Below are 22,483 nucleotides of genomic sequence, written 5' to 3' on the forward strand. Positions count from 1 at the left end.
AGACGCGGCGTCACCCTTTGGGCAACGCCGCTTCCACTTACTGGCGGATCTCGTAGACGAGGCAGGCTTCGGCGCTAACGCCCATCCGGTCCGGCGTATTCGGCAGCTCCAGTGCGTCGAGATCGTCATCGGTGATCTGCGAAGTGCCCGGGCCTGGCGGCGGCGGCGGTGGTGGCGGTGGTGGCGGCGGAGCTGGCGGCGGCGGCGCGCTGTAGAGCGAATAGCCCTCAGAACCGCGCCATTCACCAAGGCACGGGCCAGAGCCTTCCTGCACCACCAGAAGCCGGCCGAGGCTCACCCCGACGGCGTCTGCCATCAGCTGCGCGCGCTCTCGCGCATCGACGATGGCGGCGCGGTAAGCAGCCTGCAGCACATCCGTGTCGCGCTCGAGGCTATTGCTGAAATAGCTGGAGGTCTCAGGCCCCATGGCGAGCGCTGCAGCTCGCGTGCGGCTTGCCTTGGACAGGTCGCGCACACCGACCGAATAGGTCACCGTCGCTTCATAGGCGCGAATATTGTCGGCCGAGTAATCGGTGCGGAGATTGCCCTCATCATCCTCAATCTGATTGTAGATCGCCGAGACGCTGACGCGGCTTTCAATGGTGAGGTCCTCACCAGCGACACGCTCCATCGCGTCATAGGCGCTTTTGGCGCGGGCCGTGGCCAGCCGGGTCGCCTCAGCCGCCGTTGCGGCCGTGTTCTTGAAGCCGACAGAGAAGGTCGAGCGGTTCGGATTGACCTGAAGCTCGGCGCGGCCGATCGCTTCAATGACCGGATTATCGATCCAGTAAGGTTTGCTGAAAGTCGCCGCCTCCTGGGCAAAGGCCGGTGCGGCCAGCGCAAAGACTGCAAGTGCTGGAATGGTCTGACGCATTGGATGTCCCCCTCTGATCTGCAACAGGATTTGCACAAAGCAAAATGGCTCGCCAGAGGATTCTTTGCGGCGATTTCGGGAACTTTGGCTTAGCCGAACGGCGCGTCTATCGATTTTGAGAATGGGCTAAACAGCTTCGGCCCGTCTTGCGTCATGTAGAGGCAATCTTCCAGACGCACGCCGAACTCACCAAAGATATAGATGCCGGGCTCATTGGAAAAACACATGCCGGGGGCAAGCGGTGTGTCTTCGCCTTCGACGAAATTTACCGGCTCATGACCATCAAGGCCGATGCCGTGACCAAGCCTGTGAGAGAGGCCCGGCGTCCGGTAGCGAGGCCCATACCCTTTTTGCTCATAGAAGGCCCGCACCGTCTCATCGACGAAGCCTGCCCGCACGCCAGGCTGCGCGGTTTCAAGCGCCAGTTCCTGGCCTTCCTTCACCGTATTCCACACCTCGCGCTGCTTTGCGGTCGGCTCACCGAACACCCAAGTGCGCGAAATATCGGACTCGTAATCATGCACCCCGCAGCCGCAATCCATCAGGATGACAGAGCCCTCGCGCACGGTCTGCGGGCTGCGCGTGCCATGCGGATAGGCGCTCGCCTCATTCAGCAGCACCATGGAAAACTCAACCGCGCCGCCAAGCTCGCGGGTCGCATCGCTCATCATCGCCGAGATGTCGCCCTGGCTCATACCAAGCTCAACGCGCGGATAGATGTGTTTATAGGCCGCGAGCGTGATGTCGTTCGCCGTCTGCATCAGCGCGATCTCGGCGGGCGATTTGTACATGCGCACACCGCGCGTCACGCTCATGCCAGATACGAGACTGAAAGCGGGCGCGGCTTCCGCCACACCATTTGAAACAAAGTGCCGGACGGTTTCCTCAATGGCGAGCTTGCCATCCTCATAGCCCCAGTCGCCGAGAGTTGCCGCAACCAGCGCGAACGGGTTCTCATTCTCGTGCCAGGTGCGCACGTCGACATCTGCCTTCACGGTCTCGCGGACGGATGGCTCCTCGAAGTAAGGCGTGATGACGACCGGCATGCCCTCTTGCGGGATGATGACGCCGGTGAAGCGCTCTGAGCGCCACCATTGAAGACCCGTAAAATAGACAAGCGCTGACCCCGCCTCGATGATGAGCGCCCTGATGCCCTGCGCTTGCATGAGGGTCTGGGCTTTCGCGATACGGGCTTCGTGTTCAGCCTTGCTGATCGGCTCTGCGCCATCGGCCATGCTCTGCAGCGCGCCGGCTTCAGGCGCCTGGGCGCGGGCTGCACCACTGCCTGCAGCCAGGATCAGGCCGGCTGCGCCGCCTCGCTTCAACAGGTCGCGTTTCGTCAGCATGCTTCGTCCTCCCGGCATTTCCTTACCGGGCAGCACTCTGACGGCGCGGCGCTATTTGTCCAGACACCACCGCATGATGGCTTTCTGCGCGTGCAGGCGGTTCTCCGCCTCATCGAAGACGAGCGAGCTCGGCCCGTCGATCACTTCGCTGTCGACCTCCTCGCCGCGATGGGCAGGCAGGCAGTGCAGGAACTTCGCGCCGGGCTGCGCAAGGTCCATCAGCTCTTCAGTGACGGCGAACGGCTCCAGCTCCTCAAGGCGCTCATCCGCGTCGGTGTCACCCATTGAGACGAAAGTGTCAGCGATCACGACGTCCGCGCCGGCGACTGCGTCTTCGGCATTGCTGTAAAGCTCCACCCTGCCCTGCAGCTCACGTGCGATCTCGATGTCATCATCATCCGGCGCATAGCGGTCCGGCGTCCCTACAGCGAGCGTGAAGCCGAATTTCGGCGCAGCGTGGATGAAGGATGAGCAGACATTGTTGCCATCGCCCACCCAGGCGAGACGCGCGCCCTTGAGGTCCAGCCCGCTTTCTTCCAGCGTCATCAGGTCCGCCATGATCTGGCAGGGGTGCGAACGGTCCGTCAGGCCATTGATCACCGGCACGCTGGCGGCGTCGGCAAAATCCTCGACATCGCTGTGATCATTGGCGCGGATCATCACCATGTCGACATAGCGCGACAGGACACGCGCCGTATCGCCAATGCTCTCGCCGCGGCCAAGCTGCATGTCGGCAGAGTTCAGCACAATCGAGGTGCCGCCAAGCTGGCGAATGCCGACATCAAAGCTCGTGCGCGTGCGGGTGGAGGACTTTTCGAAGATCATCGCCAGGATGTGGCCATCCAGCGGCGCACCCTCATCGACGCGGCCTTTCGGCCAGCCTTTGCGGGCGCTCTTCATCGCATGCGCGAGATCAAGCATCTCGCGAAGCTCGCTGGCTTCCAGTTGCCAGATATCGAGGAAATTCCTGATCGCCATGACCTGCCTGCCTTCCCATTGGCGCGTCACACGCCTGAAATCGAAGCGCGCGCTGTAGAACAAAACGCCATGCGATGCAAAATTTACCATTTGACAGATTTTCGACTGGAACAAGTTTGCACACCAGACGATTTCATACTTTCGGTACCCTACACCTTTCGCTTGTGGCGCTGGCGTGTGTTGTCCAAGTGCCGAAACGGACCGGTGACGAGCTGAAGGGGGGAGAACCAGATGTCGAGCTTGAGGCGACGCCTTCGCGAAGAAACCCGTGATGCGCACACGTCCGTCGACACCCTGTTTGGCCAGCATGATATCGCCACGCGCGAAGGGCTATCCATAACACTACAGGCGCACGCCATTGCGCTGCGCCGCACCCTTGCCGCCCTGCCCGGCCGCCAGACATTCACCCATGCTCGCACCCTGCTGGTCATGCTTGCCGCTATCGAGTCCGACCTCGCCGCGCTGCATGTTCCTGCCACCAACACTGATCAGGTTCAGGTGAATGATGGTGAGATTCACCCTCTCGGCTTGATCTATGTGATTGCGGGATCGCGCCTCGGTGCGCGCATACTCCTGTCTGACATTCAGGCCTCCAGAGACCCTGATGTCGCATCCGCCACGCGCTATTTTGCCTGTCCCGAGAGCGATGAGATGTGGAAGCAGGTCAGCGCCCAGCTGAAGGCGTGGACAGGTAGCGCGGATGAAGAAAAGAAGATAATTGCCTCGGCTCAAACCGCTTTTCTCTGGTTTGAAGCGGCGCACCGTTCAGTTCAGAAGGCCAGTATCCCCGCATGACCAGTAATACCGTGTCGCCGGACACGAAGATTGACCTCACCAATTGTGATCGTGAGCCCATTCATATTCTGGGTCACGTCCAGCAGTTCGGTTGCCTGATTGCCGTCAATTCCGACTGGCTGGTGCAGCACGTCTCGCTCAACGTTGCAGACTTCCTGTCGAAAGATCCAGAATCGCTCATCGGTGAGCCACTGAAAGAGATCATTGCGCCAGATGCGCTTCGGGATATCCGCAGCCGCGTCCAGCGCCTTGACGGTGAAGACGCGGTCGAGCGCCTTTTCGGGCTGAAGCTGCTGGCCGGTTCTGATGAGAAGTTCAACGGCGCCGTCCATATGTCCGGACAGTCGGTGATCATCGAGATCGAGCCCCAGCGCGCCGAGATTACCTCCGACTATACCTCCTATGTACGCCCGATGATCGACCGGGTGCGCAAGGCGAAGACCGTGCCTGAGCTTTGCAAGATCGCCGCACGCCAGATGAAGGCGCTGACCGGCTTTGACCGCGTCATGGTCTACCGCTTCGGCGCCGACCAGTCTGGCGAAGTCATCGCAGAGGCGGTCAGCCCGAACGTCGATTCCTTCTTCGGCCTGCACTATCCGGCCAGTGATATCCCCCAGCAGGCGCGCGAGCTCTATCGCCGCAACCTGCTCCGCATCATCTCAAATGTGCGCGAGACGGTGTCGCCCATTATTCCAGAGCGCAGCCCTGAAGGCCAACCGCTCGACCTGTCCATGAGTGGGCTCCGCGCGGTGTCGCCCATCCATATCGAATACCTGAAAAATATGGGTGTCGACGCCTCACTCTCGGTGTCGATCCTGCACCGAGAGAACCTCTGGGGCCTGTTTGCCTGCCACCATTATGAGCCGCGGGTCCTGTCCTATGAGATCCGCTCGGCCGCAGAACTTTTCGCCCAGCTTTTCAGCTTCGTGCTTGGGCAACTCCTCGCCGACGAGGCCAGCGAGCATACCCGCCGGGTTCAGGTACTGCACGACAAGCTGATGGCTCAGCTCGCTGGCGGCCAGTCAGTGCGCGACCACTTCTCGACCATTGCCGAAGCGCTGAGTTCTGTCATCCCGAATGACGGCGTCGCTGCCTATGTCGATGGGGATTTCGTTACGCTGGGCACCACACCCACGCGCGATGAGTTCATGGGTATTATCCGCTTCCTCAACACCACAGCCGGTGGCCGCGCCTATGCGACGGACGAGCTTGGCGCCGTGCACCCACCGGCGCAGGATTATGTCGACCGCGCAGCGGGCCTGCTCGCCGTCCCGGTCTCGCGTCGCCCGCGCGACTATGTCGTCCTTTTCCGGCAGGAGTTCACCCGTAAAGTAAACTGGGCTGGCAATCCGGAGAAATCCGTGACGCTCGGACCGAACGGTGCGCGCCTCACCCCGCGCAAGAGCTTCGAGACCTGGCAACAAACGGTCACCGGCCAGTCGATGCCATGGCTCAAATCGGAGATCGCCGCCGCCGAGCAGCTGCGCGTCACCCTGCTCGAAGTCGTCCTGCGCATGTCGGACGAGGCCAATCAGGAGCGCATGCGCGCGAATGAGCGCCAGGAGCTCCTCATCGCAGAGCTCAATCACCGCGTTCGCAACATTCTGAACCTCATCCGCGGCCTTGTCGGCCAGAGCTCGCGTGAGGCGAGCTCAGTTGAAGAACTGGCCAAGATTATCGGCAACCGCGTGCATGCGCTCGCCCGCGCCCATGACCAGCTCACCGAAGACAATTGGGGGCCCGCCTCCCTGCAGGCGCTCATTCGGACCGAGACGGAGGCCTATCTTGGCAACAAGGCGTCGCGCGTGCGTGTCGAAGGCCCGGATGTACTTCTCATGCCGAACGCTTTCAGCACGCTCTCGCTCGTTCTGCATGAGCTGACCACCAACTCAGCGAAGTATGGCGCGCTCGCAGACTCCGAGGGTGAGATCATCATCGAGGTCAAAGCCGGGACAGACGATGATCTGGCGCTCTCCTGGCGCGAGCAAGGCGGCCCGGCAGTGCAGGCACCGACCCGTCAGGGTTTCGGCACGACGATCATCACAAGGTCCATCCCTCATGAACTCGGCGGTACGGCAGACATCCGCTACACTTTCACGGGGCTCGAGGCCGACTTTTTGATCCCAGGCAAGCATGTCGCGAAATTTGTCGAGAACACCTATGAGCCGACCACGATCACGCCGCTCGCTCCGGCTTCGGAAGGCGCCGGAAGCGGCTTGCAGGGGCCAATTCTTCTGGTCGAAGACAATATGATCATTGCGCTCGATGCTGAAGACATCCTGATGGATGCGGGCGCCGAGAACGTCTCGGTCTGCTCTTCTGTTCGCGAAGCGCGCCAGGCCATGGCGTCAACCGAGTTCCGGATTGCCCTCCTCGACGTCAATCTCGGGAATGAGACGAGTGAGCCGGTCGCTCACGACCTGCAGGAAGCCGGAACGCCGTTCGTTTTCGCCACCGGCTATGGCGACTCCAGCGTGTTGTCAGCGAAGTTCCCATCCGTCCCCGTCCTCAAGAAGCCCTACAATCAGGCAGACCTGCTAAGCGCGATCAAGGCGGCCCTTTCAAAGGACTAAGGAAGGGCGGCCCGCTTGCCTTTGGGCCCGTCAGACGTACAGTCTGAGCAATGACAACTGCACTCGTTCCGACAGATGCGACCGCATTGCCCGACAAGCCCGCTGATGGCCCAATGCTCTTCGGTTGCATCCTTGATGGCCGAGGCGGCGCCACGGAGATTGACTGGCAGAGCGCGAAGAATTGGGTACCGTCACGGTCTGGCGAAGTTCTCTGGCTGCATCTCGACCGGATGTATGAGGATCTTGATGACTGGCTGATCGAGTCCTTGGATCTTTGCGAAGCGACAGCTGAACTGCTCCTCTCCAACGAGACCCGCCCCCGCGCTTTCCGTGAGCGCGACAGCCTCATCACCGTCCTGCGCGGTATCAATTTCAATCCGGGCGCCGAGCCTGAAGACATGATCGCCATGCAGATTTGGAGCGATGGCCAGCGGCTGATCACGCTGCGCCGCAGGCGCCTGCAGACGCCGCGCGATGTGCACCAGGAATTGATGGCAGGCCGTGGCCCCTGTTCGGCTGGCGACCTGTTTACCACGCTCGCCGAGCAGCTGGTCATCAAGATGAACCACTCCATCGTCGACATGAATGACCGTATCGATGAGATGGAGGAGGATGAGGATACCGACGTCGAGGAGCTCCTCTCCGAGATCGCTACGATCCGGCGCAACTGCCTTGCGCTGAAACGCTATATGTCGCCTCAGCACGAAGCGATGCTGGCCATTCAGAAGGCCCCGCCGCCCTGGCTTTCAGAAGAGAATCTCACCGACATCAGAGAGACGGGCGAGCGTCTCAAGCGTTATCTGGAAGACCTTGATGTTTCGAAGGAAAGCGCCATCGTCCTGCAGGATGATCTCAATAATCGCGCGCAGGCCAAGATGAACCAGACGATGTATATGCTGTCCATCGTCGCAGCGATCTTCCTGCCGCTTGGCTTTCTGACCGGCCTTCTCGGAATCAATGTGGGCGGCATGCCTGGTGTCGATTCCTCCAACGCCTTCTGGATCACCTGCAGCGCGCTGGTCATCCTCATGGGCTTTCAGTTCTTCATTTTCAGGAAACTCAAATGGCTCTGATGACGATTGCTTCCTTCCTCGCCCGGCAAGCCACACCCAGCGAACAGATCGCCGAGGAGCTACCTTCCGGCGATGAAAGCGCTCAGGAGGGGTCAGGCGATGCGCCGGACGGGGGCGACGGTGAAGGCGGGAACGATTTCGTTCAAGCCAACATAGAATGGGAAGACATTCGCGAAGGTGCAGTTTCCACGTTCCAGTCGGTTCAGGAGAACTTCTTTTCGTGGGCTTCGCTGTGGCAGCTTCTCGCCGTGCTCGCAGCGCTCGGCGTTGGCTACATCACCTCGCGCTATCCCGCCAAACGCCTTCGCGCCTGGGCTGATGCACGCGAGACGCGCGATGTTCTCACAAGGCTCGCCCACTCCGTTGCGAAGATTGTCTGGCCCGCTTTCACGGTCGTCGGGCTCTGGATTGCGACTGCCGTGTTCGAGGCGGTCGGCTTTCCGAATGAGGGTTTGCGCGTTGCGGCAAGCCTGATGAATGCGTGGATCGTAGTGCGTTTCGTCACCGCCAACATGCAGCCCGGCTTCTGGCAGACCGCTATCGCCGTCATCGCCTGGACAGTGGCTGCCCTCTATATCCTCCACCTGCTCGACCCTGTCGTCGATGCCCTCAACGCCGCGGCCTTTACTGTGGCTGGCGTCAAGGTGACCTTGCTGCGCGTCATTACGAGCATCTTCATTGCGATCGTCGCGCTCTGGCTTGGGCGAATAGCGGGGGATGCGGCGCAGTCCCAGCTGAAATCGAACAAGGCGCTCAACCCGTCTATCGCCGGCATTCTGGGTCAGGTCCTGAAAGTGGGCTTCATGGCCGCGGCGATCATCGTCGCCATGTCGACCTTGGGCATCAATCTCACCGCGCTGACCGTGTTCGGCGGCGCGCTCGGTGTCGGTATCGGTTTTGGCCTACAGTCGATTTTCTCGAACTTCATTTCAGGCATCATCATTCTCTTTGAACGCTCTGTAAAAGTTGGAGATTTCATTGAGCTGCAGTCAGGCGTCACAGGTCTCGTCAAGGAGATCAATATCCGCTCGACACTGGTCACAACGAACGACAATGTCGATATCCTCGTCCCCAATGAAGAGTTCATCAAGGCGCAGGTCATCAACTGGACACTGCGCGATGCGCGTCGGCGCATGCGGGTCGGTTTCGGCGTCGCCTATGGCACTGACAAGGAGCTGGTGAAGAAGGCCGCGCTCGAGGCGGCCGAAGCCGTGCCTTGGACGTTCAGCGGCATCCCGGGACGTGAGCCGCAGGTCTGGCTCGTCGGCTTTGGCGACTCCAGCCTCGACTTTGAACTCGTCGTCTGGCTGACCGAAGAGGCGGTGAAAAAGCCATCGCGCGTGAAGGCAGACTATAATTGGGAGCTGCACACAGCCCTCTACAAATACGAGATCGAGATCCCGTTTCCGCAGCGCGATATCAACTTCCGCAATGTCGGAGAGATCGCCCTGCTCAAGGACGGCGCGCGCGTCAGCGACACTCAGCCCAAGCCCGAAGCGCTGCCAGCATCCTCACCGACGCCGCTTCGCGATGAGCCTGAGGGCAGCACCACGAGCCTCGCTGGCGAAGGTGATGATGGCGACGGAGATGCAGGCGACTAGCGGCTGAGCCAGTCCTCAGCAGCCTGCAGCGCAAGGTCTGGCCCATCACCATTGTCAGCAATGACGGGGTATGGCGGGTGCCAGACGTGCCGCTCCATGCCCTTCATATGGTAGAGATTATAGCTCGGCAGGCGCACCGACCAGCCGCTAGCTGGCAACTGGAAGCTTTCGACCCCGCCCGCAAGCGCCGCCATCGGAGAGCCGAAAACCCGCGCCCGGCGAAGGCCATCAAAGCCAATCGCCAGCCCCTCGCCCATACTGCCCGTCCAGCGCCCGGCGAGCACGGCAACGCGGCCTTTGACCCGCCAAGGGCCGCGCGAAGCGACATGCCGGACGGCCTCGCCTTCCCAGCGCGGACCAGCCTTCTGATAGGGCTTCACGCCGCGAATGAAGCGGCCAAGCATCGGCTCTGCGACGCCCGTATTGCCACCGCTCGGCGTATTTCGAAGGTCGATGATCCAGCCGGATGCGCCATTCAGCGCTTCTAGCGCAGCATCGAATGCGGCGACAGCGGCTTCATCGCCAAGCGAGTCCTCGATCCGGATATAGCCGATATTGCCCTCAAGACGCTTGTAGGTAACCGGCTCGTCGGGCGGTTCAGGCATCGGCTCATCGAGGAGCAGATTGAGCTCCGTCCCGCCTCTTTCGACGGTGACACCGCGCATCTGGCCGCGATATCCCGCGGCCTGCGCATTCAGCGCCCAATTGAGCCGCCCTTCGCTGACGGCGTTTCGGCCATACCGGATCCTGTCACTGGCCGCGCTCAGTACGGGCATGCCAGTCATCGCGACCACGCGGTCACCCACCTCCAGACCCGCTTTGGCCGCGCCGGAGCTCGGCCGAACAGCCGTCACCACAGCATCGCCGCCTTTGAAATCAAGCCAGTAGTCGCTCCCCGATGGCACCAGCCGCGGTGAGGTGGAGGAGTTGATATTCAGCGAGGCGTGATTATCCCAGAGCTGGTCTAGCATGTGTTCGAGCAGCTCAAGGTGCCCGGCTGGCGTCGCTGCAGCCTCTGTCAGCGCCGCATCTCGCGCCGCTTCGCAAGTCGCTTCCCAGACATCCTCGCGCGGCGCGAAGTAGACATAGTGCTCACGCACAAGCGCGCAGAGCGCCTCGACATCCTGCAGCGCGTCGCTGGTTTCCCCCGTCGGAAAGTCTGTTGCAGCTTCATGGGATGTTTGCGCGTATCCATGGTGCACTGACGGTGCAGCCACGGTGCATAGGCAGGCCATCAGAGCGGCCCGGAAAAAACCTGCGAAATTCCTCACCAGTCAATTCTGGCGCAAACCGGTGGCGCGCGTCTATCGGCTCAGCTGCGTTTAAACCGGATGGTCTTGCCGAGAACGAAACCGATAATGACGCAGATGAAGATCAGGAGGACCCGGCGCGTCTCGAAACCAAAGCCAAGGAAGTTCACACTGATCAGCTCCATGTTCTGAAGCGCAAAGATCATGATCAGCGCGACGAGAATGATGGCGAGCCAGTTTTTCGGGTTTTTCATCATGGGTCTTCCCTCCAGATTTCAGCTTTATCCAATACTGGCCGGGGGGCGGCCTGCGTCAAGGCGACGCCGGAACAGGCCGTTCTGGCCGGAGTTGATAGGCTGATGATTGGTTCGGACATTATCTACAAGATCAGGAACGCTCCGCTTTACCAGCGCTGGGGCCATCCCGTCGTGAACATCGTGACGCGCACCTTTGGCCGTATCGGCGAAGACGATGTGGCGCTGGTTTCTGGCGGCGTCGCTTTTTACGCCTTCCTGTCCGTCTTTCCGGCCGTCGCTTGCGCGCTGATGGTCTGGGGGCTGTTCACAAGTTCTGCCGACCTTCGCGACTATTTCGAGATCATGCAGACCTTCCTGCCGGAAGAGGCCTACCGGCTGATCACGGACCAGATGATCCGCATCGCGGATTCGCAGTCCTCAGGCCTTTCCTGGGGTGCGCTGATCTCGCTCGTCATCGCGCTCTGGTCGGCCTCTCGCGGGGCGAATGCCCTGCTGCTGGCAATCGCTGTGACCTATGACAGGCCCGCCAAGCGCGGCTTCCTGCAGCAGAATCTGCTAGCGCTTGGCTTTACGGCTGGCGCGATTGTGTTCGCCATCATCTCGCTTGCTGCGATTGGCGCGGTGCCGCCAATCATTGAAGCGTTGCAACTCGGCGCGTTTCTCGACGCCTTGCTTCGCATCATTCGCTGGCTTGGCCTGATCAGCCTTTTCCTGCTCGGTATCTATGCCTTCATGCGGACCGCCCGCCCCCACAGTGTGCGCGCTCATGAAAGCCGCGCGCGCCCCATCCTGCCCGGCGCAATCGTGGCGGGTGTCATCTGGCTGATGGCCTCGATCGCCTTTTCTTTCTATCTAAGCGCCTTCGCTGACTATAATGAGACGTTCGGGTCACTGGGCGCCGTCGCCGCCCTCCTCATGTGGCTGTGGCTCTCCTCTTTCGCGATCTGCGCCGGCGCCGAAGTCAATGGCGTTATCAGCCGCCGGGAACGCGGCCTGACAACAAAGACAGCGAAGCAGCGGGCCGAGAACACTGAAAAGCCAAGGCGCTTCAGGCGCCAGAAGAAGGCCGACTGAACCCTGCGTCATGGCTTGCCGACCCGGCAGGCGCAGATAGTCTCGCGCGTCAGAGAAGATAAAAAACGCCCGAGGAGACGCGCCATGAAACTCTATAATTCAGTCGGACCGAACCCGCATGTCGTTCGCATGTTCATGGCCGAGCGGGGCATCGAAATCCCGACAGAAGACATCGACATCATGGTCGGCGCGAACCGCCAGCCTGACTATCTGGAAAAGAACCCGCACGGCCAATCGCCAGCGCTCTTTCTCGATGACGGCTCGCTAATCACCGAAATCACCGCGATCTGCGAATATCTTGATGAGACCAATCCCGGCGACAGCCTGATCGGCTCAACCCCGGAAGAACGCGCCCAGACCCGCCGCTGGACCCGTTGGGTCGATCTAAAGATCGTCGAGCCCATGACCACGGCTTTCCGCGGCGCTGAAGGCCTGCCAATGTTCAAGGACCGGATGCGCTGCCTGCCAGAGGCCTCTGACGGCCTCAAGGCCTTCACCCAGGACAATATCGCCTTTCTCGACAAGCAGATGGCCGGCCGCGAATATGTCGCTGGCGACAAGCTCACCCTCGCTGACATCCTGCTCTTCTGCTTCCTCGCCTTCGGCGAACAGGTCGGCCAGCCGCTAAACCGCGACTTCAAGAATGTCGCTGCCTGGTTCGACAAGGTGTCGAAACGCGAGAGCGTGAAGGCTTAGGATCAGTCTCACTCGGCGCTGCTGAGCTTTAACAAGGTGCTTGCGGCGATGGCAGGAGATGAACCCTCAGACCGCTGGCGCGGTCGAGGGCAACTTCATTCCGCTTCCCTGAGCCTCTGAACAAACGCGAAAAGTAAGGCGCAAAGAACCAGTCCGCTGACGATAGACCCAACCAGCGAGAAGACATTCATCAGCGTCGGCGCCAGTATGAAATGCAACAGCGATGGAACGTCGCAATCAGGAGCGTTGGCAGCTTCGCAGCCTAGTTTTTCTGCGGCGCTGGTCCGAACGGCAGAGCGTATGTTCAGGTATAGCGAGGCAACAATGCCGCTGCCCACAAACAGCCATGACCAAACCTTTTCTCTCTTCAAACTCGCTCCGCTGGACGTCCGTTAGTCGCTCGCTTGATTGCCGCAATCGGCTCGCTGGCTGATTTGTGCAGCCCTATCCCTCAGCCTCAACCATCGATTCCTCGTCGCAAAGGGCGATGATGCGGTTCAGCTTTTCGGTGAATTGCAGCAGCGCCTCTGCACCGAATTCCTGTTCGATGCGGCGGTTGATGGCGATCGGGTGGCTCACGGCCCGGTCGATCGCGGTCTGGCCCTGTTCGGTCAGCTTGAGCACGAAGGCGCGGCTGTCGCTTTCGCTACGCGTCTTTTCCAGCATCCCCATACCGATCAGGCGGCGCACCATGGCCGTGATGGCCGAGTCGTTGAGGCGAAGGTCCCGCGCGAGGCTTGTCTGGTTCAGCGCCTTTGCCGCGCCGACCCGTGTCAGCACGCCAAGCTGCGGCGCGGTCAGGCCTGCGGTCTCCACCAGCTGGCGATCTGCAACCTTGCGATAGAGCTGGGCGGCGATCTGCAGGCGCGAGTAGATTCGCGGATTTCGTGTGTCGTGCGTCATTCCTGCCCCTTGCGAGTCCTCGTCCCGGACGATATACTTCACTAGTGAAACAATCAACTGTTCGGCCAGTCCCAACCCTGTCCGGGCAGATGTCCGCTTAACACTCGATCTTTGGGAGGATCAGGAAATGGATACCGCAACAATCGGCACAATGGGCGTTCGCGATGAGCTGAATGACCTGCGCATGTCGGAAAAGACCGTGCCGCTTTACGAGCACGTGAAGCGCTTCATCAAGGAAGAAGTCGACCCGATGAGCGTCGAGTTCCACAAGCTTGGCGAAGGCCGCGCAGAGCGCTTTTCCTACGCGCCGGGCCAGCTGGAACTGCTCGACGCCGTCAAGCAGAAAGCCAAGGACCAGGGTCTCTGGAACTTCTTCCTGCCAGACGCCGAAACCGGCGAAGGCCTGCCAAACCTCGACTATGCGTATATCGCTGCCGAGCTTGGCAAGAACTCGCTCGCGTCCGAGTGCATGAACTGCGCTGCGCCTGACACGGGCAATATGGAAGTGCTGGAGCGCGTCGGCACCAAGGCACAGAAAGACAAGTGGCTGAAGCCACTGCTCGAGGGCGAAATCCGCTCCTGCTTCGCGATGACCGAGCCGCACACCGCCTGTTCTGACGCGCGCAATGTTCGCACGCAGGCTATCCTGAAAGACGGCAACTGGGTCATCAATGGCGAGAAGTACTACGCCTCCGGTGCTGGCGACCCACGCTGCAAGATCATGATCGTCATGGTCCAGACCGACCCTGACGCGCAAAGCCACCAGCAGCAGTCGCAGATCCTCGTGCCTATGGACACGCCAGGCGTCGAGGTTCTCGGCCCGATGCACGTCTTCGGCGAAGACGACGCGCCACACGGCCACATGCACATCCGCTTCACGGACGTGACCGTGCCGGAAGAGAACATCCTGCTGGGCGTTGGCCGCGGGTTCGAGATTTCTCAGCTGCGCCTCGGCCCTGGCCGCATCCACCACTGCATGCGCTCCATCGGCGCCGCAGAGAAGGCCCTCGACCTGATGCTCGAGCGCGGCATGAGCCGTGACGCCTTCGGCCAGCCGCTCATCAAGCTCGGCGGCAACCAGGAGAAAGTCTCCCGCGCGCGCATCGAGATTGAAGCCTGCCGCCTTATGGTGCTGAAAGCTGCGAAGGCGATGGACGTCCTCGGCAACAAGGAAGCCCGCGTCTGGATTTCCATGGTGAAAGCGATGGTGCCGGAAAAGGTCTGCAAGATCATCGACGACGCGATCCAGATGCACGGCGCAACCGGCGTCTCCCAGTGGACCCCGCTCGCCCGCATGTACACCAGCCAGCGCACGCTGCGCCTCGCTGACGGTCCGGACGAAGTGCACCACATGGTCGTCGGCCGCAACGAGATCGGCCGCATGGGCATGAAAGGCATGACCAAGAAGTAGGTCTAGTCCTTAGCCAGATATGAGAAAGCCGGCCTTTCGGGGCCGGCTTTTTTATTCGCTACGAAGAACCGCTTTGGCTGCGTTTACAGTTCGAAGTCTATGGGACCGCCGCGTCGTGTCAGATACCAGATATATGGGAAAGCAATCACTGCGGCGCCCAACGGAATGAGCAGGAGAATGCCTAGGTCCTCAAGAAGCATTCGCCAGTTCAGCGCGATAAAGAGACCGACGAAGGGCAAAAGTAGTAGGTTCCAGATCACGACGAATTTGCGCGCCGTCGTGTAATTCTCAAACCAGCTCACCCCTCCATCTCCCACTCGCTCAGCGCCTCATCCATTACGGACACGGCCTTGCGGACGTCGCCGTCTTCGATGATGAGCGGCGGCGCGAGGCGGAGGACATTGTTGCCGGCGACGCCGACAAGAAGGCCTTTTTCGCGGCAGGCATTCTGGACAGGCTTTGGCGCTGATTTCAGCTTGAGGCCGGTGAGGAGGCCTTTGCCCGTGACGCCTTCGACCTTGTCTGGATGGCTGTCTGCCAGCGATTTGAGGCCCTGGCTGACCGTGCCGGAGACGCGGCGCACTTCAGCAAGGAAAGCCTCATCAGAGATGATGTCCCAGACGGCATTGCCGACGGCCATGGCGAGCGGGTTGCCGCCATAGGTCGAGCCGTGGGAGCCGGGTTGCATGGGCAGACCGACTTCTTCGGTCATCAGGCAGGCTCCGAACGGGAAGCCGCCGCCGACGCCCTTGGCGACACACATGATGTCCGGCTGGGCGTTCTCGGCCCACTCGTGGGCGAAGAGCTTGCCCGTCCGGCCCATGCCGCACTGGACTTCGTCATAGATGAGCAGCGTGCCGGTCTCATCGCACAGCTTGCGCAAACCTGTCAGGCATTCCTCGGGCATGGCGCGCACACCGCCCTCGCCCTGCACAGGCTCTACGAATACAGCGCAGGTCTTGTCGGTCACCGCTTCCTTGAGGGCGTCGTGGTCGCCCCATTCCAGCTGGCGGAAGCCTTCAATGGCCGGGCCGAAGCCTTCGAGGTATTTCGGATTGCCGCCGGCATTGATCGCGCCGAGCGAGCGGCCGTGGAAGGCGCCGGTGAAGGTCACGAATTCGATGCGGTCATCATTGCCCTTGGACCAGTGATACTTGCGGGCCGCTTTCAGCGCGCACTCCACCGCTTCGGTGCCGGAATTGGTGAAGAAGACGCGGTCGGCAAAGGTGCGTGCGCACATCTTGTCGGCAAGCTCCTCGCCTGCGCGCACGCGGAACATGTTGGAGAGGTGCCAGAGATTGGCGGCCTGGTCCTGCAGGACCTCGACCAGCTTGGGGTGCGAGTGGCCAAGTGAGCTCACCGCGATGCCAGCGACGAAATCAAGATACTTGTCGCCGTCCTCAGTGATGAGGTTCACCCCCTCACCTCGCACGAACACCTCCGATGGCGGGGCGTAGACGGGCATGATGTGGGCGCGAGGATCTGACATGTCTCTTTGTGCTCCTGGGGCGTTTGGGATTGAATTTCGCCTTCGATGGCTGGGGCTGATTCCAAAGTCAACACATGGGCCTTTGCAGCCGCAAAGGCGAGCAGGAAGTTGGCATCGGCCAAATCGTTTCATTTGCAACTTTGCATGCAAGCCATGCCGCATGCCCTGTGGTCAAAACAGGATCAGGCCATTAAGTGCGCCGCTTCCGCTCTCCGAATGGGCTGGATTACGAATATTTCATAATGTTTTTCGATAATCGCTTGACGTTTATCGATAAGGCATATATTGAAAAACAATAATAACAAACCCGGCTGGTAGCAAACCCTGACGCCCTGACCCTGAGCCGCCAGCCGGGCCCTTCAAAAATCGGAAGTGACTTACCAAGGCCCCACCGGGGCCTTTTTCTTTTCAGGGTTCGCCTGAAACATTTTCGAAACCTCCCCTCACGCCCTGTTGCCGAACCTCGTCGCGCATTGATTCAGGCATAGCGAAGGTCCACGAGGTCGTGAAATCAGGATCCGTTACGATCTTTCCGCTATCCTGCAGGTGATAATCACCGGCAACCGCGCGCCGATAATTGCTCAGCGGGAATGGCGGAAGAACGAACTCACCTGATCCATCTGCCTTGCGCAGGATAACGCCTTCGGTGGGCGATACGCGACTGACCCGACCATGGACCTGAAATTGCTCGGACGCTTCACCAGCCGACTCTTCAAACGATATCCCGGCGATGACCAGCTTGCCGTTCAAGTCATCCAAATTCCGGGGATGTCTGAAGATGCGGGCTGTCAGCCAGCTTCTTAGATATCTGAGCATGCGCCACCCCTAGTCTCCTGCGAACGCCTCAGTCGACACGTGCGGCAAAGCTGCGACCAATTTCCAGCTGGGCATAAAAAAAGGCGCGGCTTGTGGCCGCGCCCGTAAAAAGTATTGCAGCGTTTCCTCCCAGAAACTTGCCTCATCTGAATGCTAATTTTCTGTCACAGAGTCAAGCACGTGTCGAAAATTGGGCAATGAATGCCTCATAGGAGGGCGTCGCCTGGGAAAAAATGAAGTCCGACTTGAGGATCGAGACAGAATTAACGCCGGATTCAGTGAGTTTCCGGGCATTTTCCACCGCTTTCCCGGATGGGCTGAGGAAGGAATTGGCCGAGACCTCTGTCAGGCCAAGCTCGGCGCGCAGTGATTCTTCGACCTTTCCGCCCACGACGAGCAGGCTGGTCGCGTCTGCCGATTCGACCGCTTCGATCGAGGCGAGCAGTTTCTGAAGAACGTCTTTCGCCCCGCCAGACCAGTCTGCGCGAAGCGAACCAGCGAGGGCGGCGCGGCTTTTCAGGATCACGCCGTCATCGAGAACCTTGAGGCTGTTGGCCCGCAGGGTCGTGCCGGTCGACGTTATGTCGACGATGACTTCAGCCTGACCGGAGGCCGGGGCGGCCTCTGTCGCGCCCGCGCTTTCAACAAGGCGATACTCACCCACTGACTTTTCAGAGAAGTAGTTTCGCGTGAGGCGAAGATACTTTGTGGCGACCTTCATGCGGCGGCCATGACGCTGTCGGAAACGGGCGCCAGCGGCCTCGAGGTCGGCCATCGTGTTTACATCGAGCCAGGCCGAAGGCACGGCAACGACCACATCGGCCCCGCCAAATTCCAGCCGCTTGATGACCGATGCATCGCGGGCAAGGTCAGCCGAGAGGTCATTGAGCAGGTCCTCACCGGTCACACCGATATGGAACGAGCCATCGATGAGGCCCTGCGCAATTTCACGCGCAGAGAGGAGCAGCACGTCGGCCTTGGGCAGGCCTTTCAGCTCTGCGGTGTAGCCACGGTCACCGCCGGACTGGCGCAGTTTGAAGCCAGCGCGAGCAAGCCAGTTTTCTGCGTTGTCCTTGAGGCGCCCCTTGGACGGGATAGCGAGTTTGAGCCGGGTCATGCAGTGGCTCCTTTTGTCAGACGATCAGGGCGGACGACACCGCCAATGCCGGTCGCTTCGACCTTCCCGCCTGAGAGGCGTGCCAGCAGCGTGTCATAGCGCCCCCCTGCCCCGAATGGGCGGCGGCCATCGGCTTGCCCCGGATGAAACAGCTCAAACAGGAAGCCATCATAATAGTTGAAGCGGCGACCGAATGGCGTGCCGAAGCGCGCATCGGTCATGAAGTCGGGCGCAAGCGCGCTCATGCGGTCGGTCCGCGTCTGCAGCCGGTCGAGGACCGGGTCGAGGCCTTCAAGGCCTGCCTGACGGGAGATTGCGAGCAGCTTGTCTGCCGCCTGCGCAGGCGGGCAGTTCACGGCCATGACAGCCTCAAGCGTCTGGCGCGCTGTGTCGGGCGCCGCGCCATGTTCAGCGTCTGCGGCCTGCGCCAGAAGGCCTTCGACAATCTCATCGAGGGTGCGGTGGCCCTGAGGCTGAACACCGGCAAGCGCGAAGATGTCGGCGACGATGGCTTTCGCCTCATCCGGTCGCGCGCCCTTCAGGCGGGCGGCAAGGCCGTGGACGGGCTGAGAGCCGCCGGAGTTCAAAAGCGCGGATACACCGCCTGCCTGACGGAAGGCCCGCTTCAAGGCATCTGCAAGCCCCGGCGCAAGGCCGAGCGCATCGACGAAAGCCGGGAAGACGGCGAGGTCACCCATGCGCGCTTCGCAAGCTGCGACGCCAGCGGTGCCTGCTGCTTCGCAGACGAGCGCGAAGGTTTCGGCGTCGGTTTCTGCAGTGGACGGCGCGCCATAGCGTTCGAACCCGACTTGCGTAAACTCCAGTGCATCGCCTGCGACAGCTGGCAGGCGGAAGGCCCGCGCGGCATAGCGTTTGACCGTCTCGCCCCCCACGCCCTCTTCGGCCTGCGCCAATGCGACAGGCAAGGTGAGATCGGGGCGGAGGGCACATTCCTCGCCCAGCTCATTCACGAAGACGCAGAGGCGCGCGCGAACCGCTTCGCCCGAAAGCTCCAGCGGCTGGCTGGCGGGCATCACGATTGGCGGATCGACAATGTCGCCGCCAAGGCGGGAGAAGATGTCAGCTGGCGTACTCATTCCGACGCCTCCACGATTTCGCGGATGCGGGCGACCATTTCGCTGCGCGGGGCTTCGAACTGGCCCGGGCGGGCTTCGCGGTATTCCTCATTGGACTTGATCGCGGCGGCCTGTTTGGCGCCCTCTTTCAGGTCCTTGATGGTGACGACGCCCTTGGCGATCTCATCCTCGCCGACCATGACCGCGACGGGCGCGCCGCGCCGGTCTGCGTATTTCATCTGAGGCCGCATGCCGGAGCTGCCCATATAGGCCTCAGCGCGGATACCTGCGGCGCGAAGCTCGGTCGCAAGTTTCAGCGCTTCGGTCGGATCGTCCCGGTTCATGTTGAGGATGACGACAGGGCCGTTCAGCGTCTCGATCTCACCAGAGATGGCAAAAGCCGTCGCGAGGCGCGAGATGCCGACGGAGAAGCCCGTCGCCGGGACTTTCTCACCTGTGAAGCGGGCGACGAGGTCGTCATAGCGACCGCCGCCGCCGACAGAGCCGATGCGGACGGTGTTGCCATCCTCATCGACGGTCTCCCGCAGCAGCTCCGCCTCGAAGACGGGGCCGGTATAGTATTCAAGACCGCGCACGACGGACGGGTCGAACAGGACATCCGTATCCGGACAATTGAAGGCTTCGAGCCCGCGCGCAATTGCGGTGAGCTCGGCAAGACCTGCTTCAGCTTCTTCGCCCGTACCGACAGCGCGGCCGAGCGCTTCAAGCGTTTCGCCGCGTGTCGGGCGGCCCGCTTTTGCGAACGCCATCACGCGGTCAATCTCTGACGTGCCAAGCCCTGCGCCCTTGGTGAAGTCGCCGCTTTCGTCTTCGCGGCCCGGGCCGAGGAGGAGTTTAACGCCCTCTTCCCCAAGCCGGTCCAGCTTGTCGAGCGCGCGCAGGATTGTGAGGCGCGCTGTGTCACTATTCGCGCCGACGCCGTCGAGGACCGCATTGAGCAGGCGGCGCGTATTCACGCGGACGGCAAACTCGCCGTCGCCTGCGCCCGCCGCACGCATCGCCTCAGCCGCCATGGCGACCATTTCAGCATCCGCATGCGCGCCTGCCGCGCCAACCGTATCGGCGTCGCATTGCAGGAATTCACGGAAACGGCCGGGGCCCGGCTTTTCATTGCGCCAGACGGGCCCGGCCGCATAGCGGCGGAACGGCTTTGGCAGGGTCTGCCAGTTCTCAGCGGCAAATCGGGCAAGCGGCGCGGTCAGGTCATAGCGCAGCGAGATCCACTGCTCGTCATCATCCTGCATGGAGAAGACGCCCGCATTCGGGCGGTCATCGTCAGGCAGGAACTTGCCGAGGGCATCAGCATATTCCCACGCGCCAGTATCAAGTGCCTCGAACCCCCAGCGGCGATAGACCGACGTGACCCGGTCAATCATCTCGGCCTGGGCATGGATCAGCGCCTCGCGGCGGTCAGGAAAACCGCGCGGCTTTCGCGCGAGGTCCTTGCCGCTTTTCGGGGCGTCGGCGTCCTGTTTCTTCTTGGCCATTTGCTAGTCCTGTCTGGTCGTGCGCGCTCCGCTTAGACGAAGCCGGGATAAGAGTGAAGCAGACGCGGGCAACAAGACGCGGGACCGGAGCTATCCGTGTGCGGGCCTCTGGCGGTTCAATGTTAGAAGATGAACACTGTGAGAGAGGCGCAGCCGGACCGGTTCGCGCCTCATGCGGCGCGTCACGCGTGGTGATGATGGTGATGCAGCGTCGTGTTCATTACCGGGCTGGATATGGAGCAGCCTGCGGGAAGTCAAGCAGCCCGCTAGAAGAGAAGCTCATTGTCCTCTTCTTCTGCCCTCGTCTCATCATGCATGGCGATAGCGATACCGAATGTCAGGATGCCGACACGCCCGGCTGTCATCAGGACAATGATGATGAGCTTTCCGAGTGAAGACAGATCACCCGTTATGCCCATGGACAGGCCAACCGTGCCAAGCGCCGAAATCACCTCAAACACGACGCGGTCAAAGGCAAATTGCGGGTCGGTCAGACCGAGCAGGAAGACGGCGATGGCGAGAAGCACAATGAAATACACTGCCGAAGCGCCGGCCGCCTGTAGGCGTGAGGCCGCAATCGGGCGTTTGAAGAACCGCACACGGCTACGCTGTTTCAGCGTGGAGCGCATGATCGCCAGCAAGGCAGCGAAAGTGGTCGTCTTGAGGCCGCCGCCCGTACCAGACGGTGATGCACCAATGGCCATCAGCACGAAGAGAACCATGAGGACAGACATGGACAGGGCGCCGATGGGCACGGTGTTGAAGCCGACCGTCGTGGTTGCCGTCATCGTCTGGAAGAAAGCAGCGAGCAGACGCTCCGTCGGCTGCAGGGCTGCGATGCCCGGGTCGGCCACGAACAGGACGAGCGTGCCTATGAACAGGAAGGCCCCGGTGATGCGAAGGATCACCTTGGTGGTAAAACCGAGATGGAAGGCGGCAGAGGTAAAATTGCGCCAGACGTCATGGATAACCAGGAAGCCCATCGCACCAAGCAGGCTGAGAGCCGAGATCACGACATTCAGGCCGACATCGCCGCTATAGGCCTCAAAGCTGTTCGGATTCAGGCTGAAACCGGCTGTACAGAATGCAGAAACGGCATGGAAGATGGCGCTCCAGACAGCGTCTTCCTGACCTGCGCCCGCGAAGATGAAATAGAGCGCCAGCGCGCCGATCGCTTCGCAGACCAACGTAAAGATAACGACGGTGAGAATGAAATGGCCGGGCTTCAGATCCTTCGGAAGTGCGAAGGCGGCGCGCGCCATCTTCTCACGCAGCGGCGAGAGCTTGTGCGCCGTCGCCATGACCGCGAAAGACCCGATTGTCATGTATCCGACGCCGCCAACCTGGATCAGGAGGAGAATGATCAGCTCGCCGAAAAAGCTGTAATTCGAGCCGGGGTCCACCGTGACGAGGCCGGTCGTCGATACCGCTGAAACGGCGGTGAAGAAGTTGTCGATCGCCGCGACAGGGCCCTCATGAGCGAAAGGCAGCGAAAGGAGCAGCCAGCCCGCCAGCATGTAGCCGACATATCCGACAACGAGGAGCTTGGCGGGATTGGTGCGGAGCATGGCAAGGCGCGTGCCCCGCCACAAATTGCTCAGAAACGATCGTTTTTTGCGACCGGACGTTTCTGTTGGCATCTGGTG

Annotated in this window: 21 protein-coding genes; 7 read left to right on the forward strand and 14 right to left on the reverse strand. The window is 61.1% G+C overall.

The genetic code is table 11. The features are described 5' to 3' along the window. Positions 1–37 precede the first annotated feature (37 nt). The 3 genes from D1222_RS08730 to argF all read right to left on the reverse strand — a co-directional run bounded on the left by D1222_RS08730 (position 38) and on the right by argF (position 3,198). Positions 38–874, reverse strand: a complete 837-nt coding sequence (locus D1222_RS08730) for an SIMPL domain-containing protein (protein ID WP_119453883.1) — start codon at positions 872–874, stop codon at positions 38–40. An 89-nt stretch (positions 875–963) separates the two neighbouring features. Then, a complete protein-coding gene (locus tag D1222_RS08735; RefSeq protein ID WP_119453884.1) occupies positions 964–2,220 on the reverse strand; it encodes a M24 family metallopeptidase in 1,257 nt (418 codons plus the stop codon). Positions 2,221–2,271: 51 nt separating this feature from the next. Further along, entirely contained in the window at positions 2,272–3,198 is a 927-nt protein-coding gene (gene argF, locus D1222_RS08740) for an ornithine carbamoyltransferase (protein ID WP_119454047.1), read from the reverse strand. A 231-nt stretch (positions 3,199–3,429) separates the two neighbouring features. Here argF and D1222_RS08745 point away from each other — a divergent pair, with 231 nt between their 5' ends. From D1222_RS08745 to D1222_RS08760, 4 genes are read left to right on the forward strand one after another with little or no spacing between them, the layout of a single operon-like run. Continuing rightward, the gene (locus tag D1222_RS08745) at positions 3,430–3,993 is read left to right on the forward strand and encodes a biliverdin-producing heme oxygenase (RefSeq protein WP_119453885.1); all 564 of its coding nucleotides are present in this window, start codon (positions 3,430–3,432) and stop codon (positions 3,991–3,993) included. After that, positions 3,990–6,566, forward strand: a complete 2,577-nt coding sequence (locus tag D1222_RS08750; protein WP_119453886.1) for an HWE histidine kinase domain-containing protein — start codon at positions 3,990–3,992, stop codon at positions 6,564–6,566. The genes D1222_RS08745 and D1222_RS08750 overlap by 4 nt, the downstream gene beginning before the upstream one ends. Before the next feature lie 50 nt (positions 6,567–6,616). After that, the gene (locus tag D1222_RS08755) at positions 6,617–7,639 is read left to right on the forward strand and encodes a zinc transporter ZntB (RefSeq protein ID WP_119453887.1); all 1,023 of its coding nucleotides are present in this window, start codon (positions 6,617–6,619) and stop codon (positions 7,637–7,639) included. Next, entirely contained in the window at positions 7,630–9,240 is a 1,611-nt protein-coding gene (locus tag D1222_RS08760) for a mechanosensitive ion channel family protein (RefSeq protein WP_233348618.1), read from the forward strand. Before D1222_RS08755 ends, D1222_RS08760 begins: the two co-directional genes overlap by 10 nt. On the opposite strand, the gene D1222_RS08765 is transcribed toward D1222_RS08760, so the two are convergent. Next, entirely contained in the window at positions 9,237–10,457 is a 1,221-nt protein-coding gene (locus tag D1222_RS08765) for a S41 family peptidase (RefSeq protein WP_182481925.1), read from the reverse strand. The genes D1222_RS08760 and D1222_RS08765 overlap by 4 nt on opposite strands. 95 nt (positions 10,458–10,552) lie before the next feature. After that, positions 10,553–10,747: a LapA family protein gene (locus D1222_RS08770; protein ID WP_119453889.1), complete on the reverse strand. Its 195-nt coding sequence runs from the start codon at positions 10,745–10,747 to the stop codon at positions 10,553–10,555. A gap of 102 nt (positions 10,748–10,849) precedes the next feature. Here D1222_RS08770 and D1222_RS08775 point away from each other — a divergent pair, with 102 nt between their 5' ends. Together D1222_RS08775 and D1222_RS08780 are read left to right on the forward strand one after the other, a co-directional pair. Beyond that, on the forward strand, positions 10,850–11,821 hold the full coding sequence (locus tag D1222_RS08775; protein ID WP_119453890.1) for a YihY/virulence factor BrkB family protein: 972 nt from the start codon (positions 10,850–10,852) through the stop codon (positions 11,819–11,821). A gap of 84 nt (positions 11,822–11,905) precedes the next feature. Beyond that, positions 11,906–12,517, forward strand: a complete 612-nt coding sequence (locus D1222_RS08780) for a glutathione S-transferase family protein (RefSeq protein WP_119453891.1) — start codon at positions 11,906–11,908, stop codon at positions 12,515–12,517. 95 nt (positions 12,518–12,612) lie between these two features. Here D1222_RS08780 and D1222_RS08785 read toward each other — a convergent pair whose 3' ends face one another. Both D1222_RS08785 and D1222_RS08790 read right to left on the reverse strand, forming a co-directional pair. Next, the gene (locus tag D1222_RS08785; protein ID WP_119453892.1) at positions 12,613–12,888 is read right to left on the reverse strand and encodes a hypothetical protein; all 276 of its coding nucleotides are present in this window, start codon (positions 12,886–12,888) and stop codon (positions 12,613–12,615) included. 73 nt (positions 12,889–12,961) lie between these two features. Beyond that, positions 12,962–13,420 carry a MarR family winged helix-turn-helix transcriptional regulator gene (locus D1222_RS08790; protein WP_119453893.1) on the reverse strand — a complete coding sequence of 153 codons (459 nt, stop codon included), beginning with the start codon at positions 13,418–13,420 and terminating at the stop codon, positions 12,962–12,964. 127 nt (positions 13,421–13,547) lie between these two features. On the opposite strand from D1222_RS08790, the gene D1222_RS08795 reads away from it, so the two are divergent. Further along, positions 13,548–14,831: an acyl-CoA dehydrogenase family protein gene (locus D1222_RS08795; protein ID WP_182481927.1), complete on the forward strand. Its 1,284-nt coding sequence runs from the start codon at positions 13,548–13,550 to the stop codon at positions 14,829–14,831. Positions 14,832–14,914: 83 nt separating this feature from the next. On the opposite strand, the gene D1222_RS08800 is transcribed toward D1222_RS08795, so the two are convergent. From D1222_RS08800 to D1222_RS08830, 7 genes are all read right to left on the reverse strand, one after another. After that, positions 14,915–15,133: a hypothetical protein gene (locus tag D1222_RS08800; RefSeq protein ID WP_119453894.1), complete on the reverse strand. Its 219-nt coding sequence runs from the start codon at positions 15,131–15,133 to the stop codon at positions 14,915–14,917. Then, the gene (locus D1222_RS08805; RefSeq protein WP_119453895.1) at positions 15,130–16,320 is read right to left on the reverse strand and encodes an aspartate aminotransferase family protein; all 1,191 of its coding nucleotides are present in this window, start codon (positions 16,318–16,320) and stop codon (positions 15,130–15,132) included. The genes D1222_RS08800 and D1222_RS08805 overlap by 4 nt, the downstream gene beginning before the upstream one ends. A gap of 408 nt (positions 16,321–16,728) precedes the next feature. Further along, a complete protein-coding gene (locus D1222_RS08810; protein WP_147371842.1) occupies positions 16,729–17,136 on the reverse strand; it encodes a hypothetical protein in 408 nt (135 codons plus the stop codon). 172 nt (positions 17,137–17,308) lie between these two features. Next, positions 17,309–18,253 (reverse strand): ATP phosphoribosyltransferase, encoded by a 945-nt coding sequence (gene hisG / locus D1222_RS08815; protein ID WP_119453897.1) that lies wholly within the window; start codon positions 18,251–18,253, stop codon positions 17,309–17,311. Next, positions 18,250–19,350, reverse strand: a complete 1,101-nt coding sequence (locus D1222_RS08820; RefSeq protein ID WP_119453898.1) for an ATP phosphoribosyltransferase regulatory subunit — start codon at positions 19,348–19,350, stop codon at positions 18,250–18,252. Before D1222_RS08820 ends, hisG begins: the two co-directional genes overlap by 4 nt. After that, a complete protein-coding gene (gene hisS / locus D1222_RS08825) occupies positions 19,347–20,837 on the reverse strand; it encodes a histidine--tRNA ligase (protein WP_119453899.1) in 1,491 nt (496 codons plus the stop codon). Before hisS ends, D1222_RS08820 begins: the two co-directional genes overlap by 4 nt. Before the next feature lie 266 nt (positions 20,838–21,103). Then, positions 21,104–22,405: a TrkH family potassium uptake protein gene (locus tag D1222_RS08830; protein WP_233348619.1), complete on the reverse strand. Its 1,302-nt coding sequence runs from the start codon at positions 22,403–22,405 to the stop codon at positions 21,104–21,106. Between the last annotated feature and the right edge of the window lie 78 nt (positions 22,406–22,483).

It is taken from the genome of Henriciella algicola (assembly GCF_003576245.1).
In the GTDB taxonomy this organism is placed as follows: domain Bacteria; phylum Pseudomonadota; class Alphaproteobacteria; order Caulobacterales; family Hyphomonadaceae; genus Henriciella; species Henriciella algicola.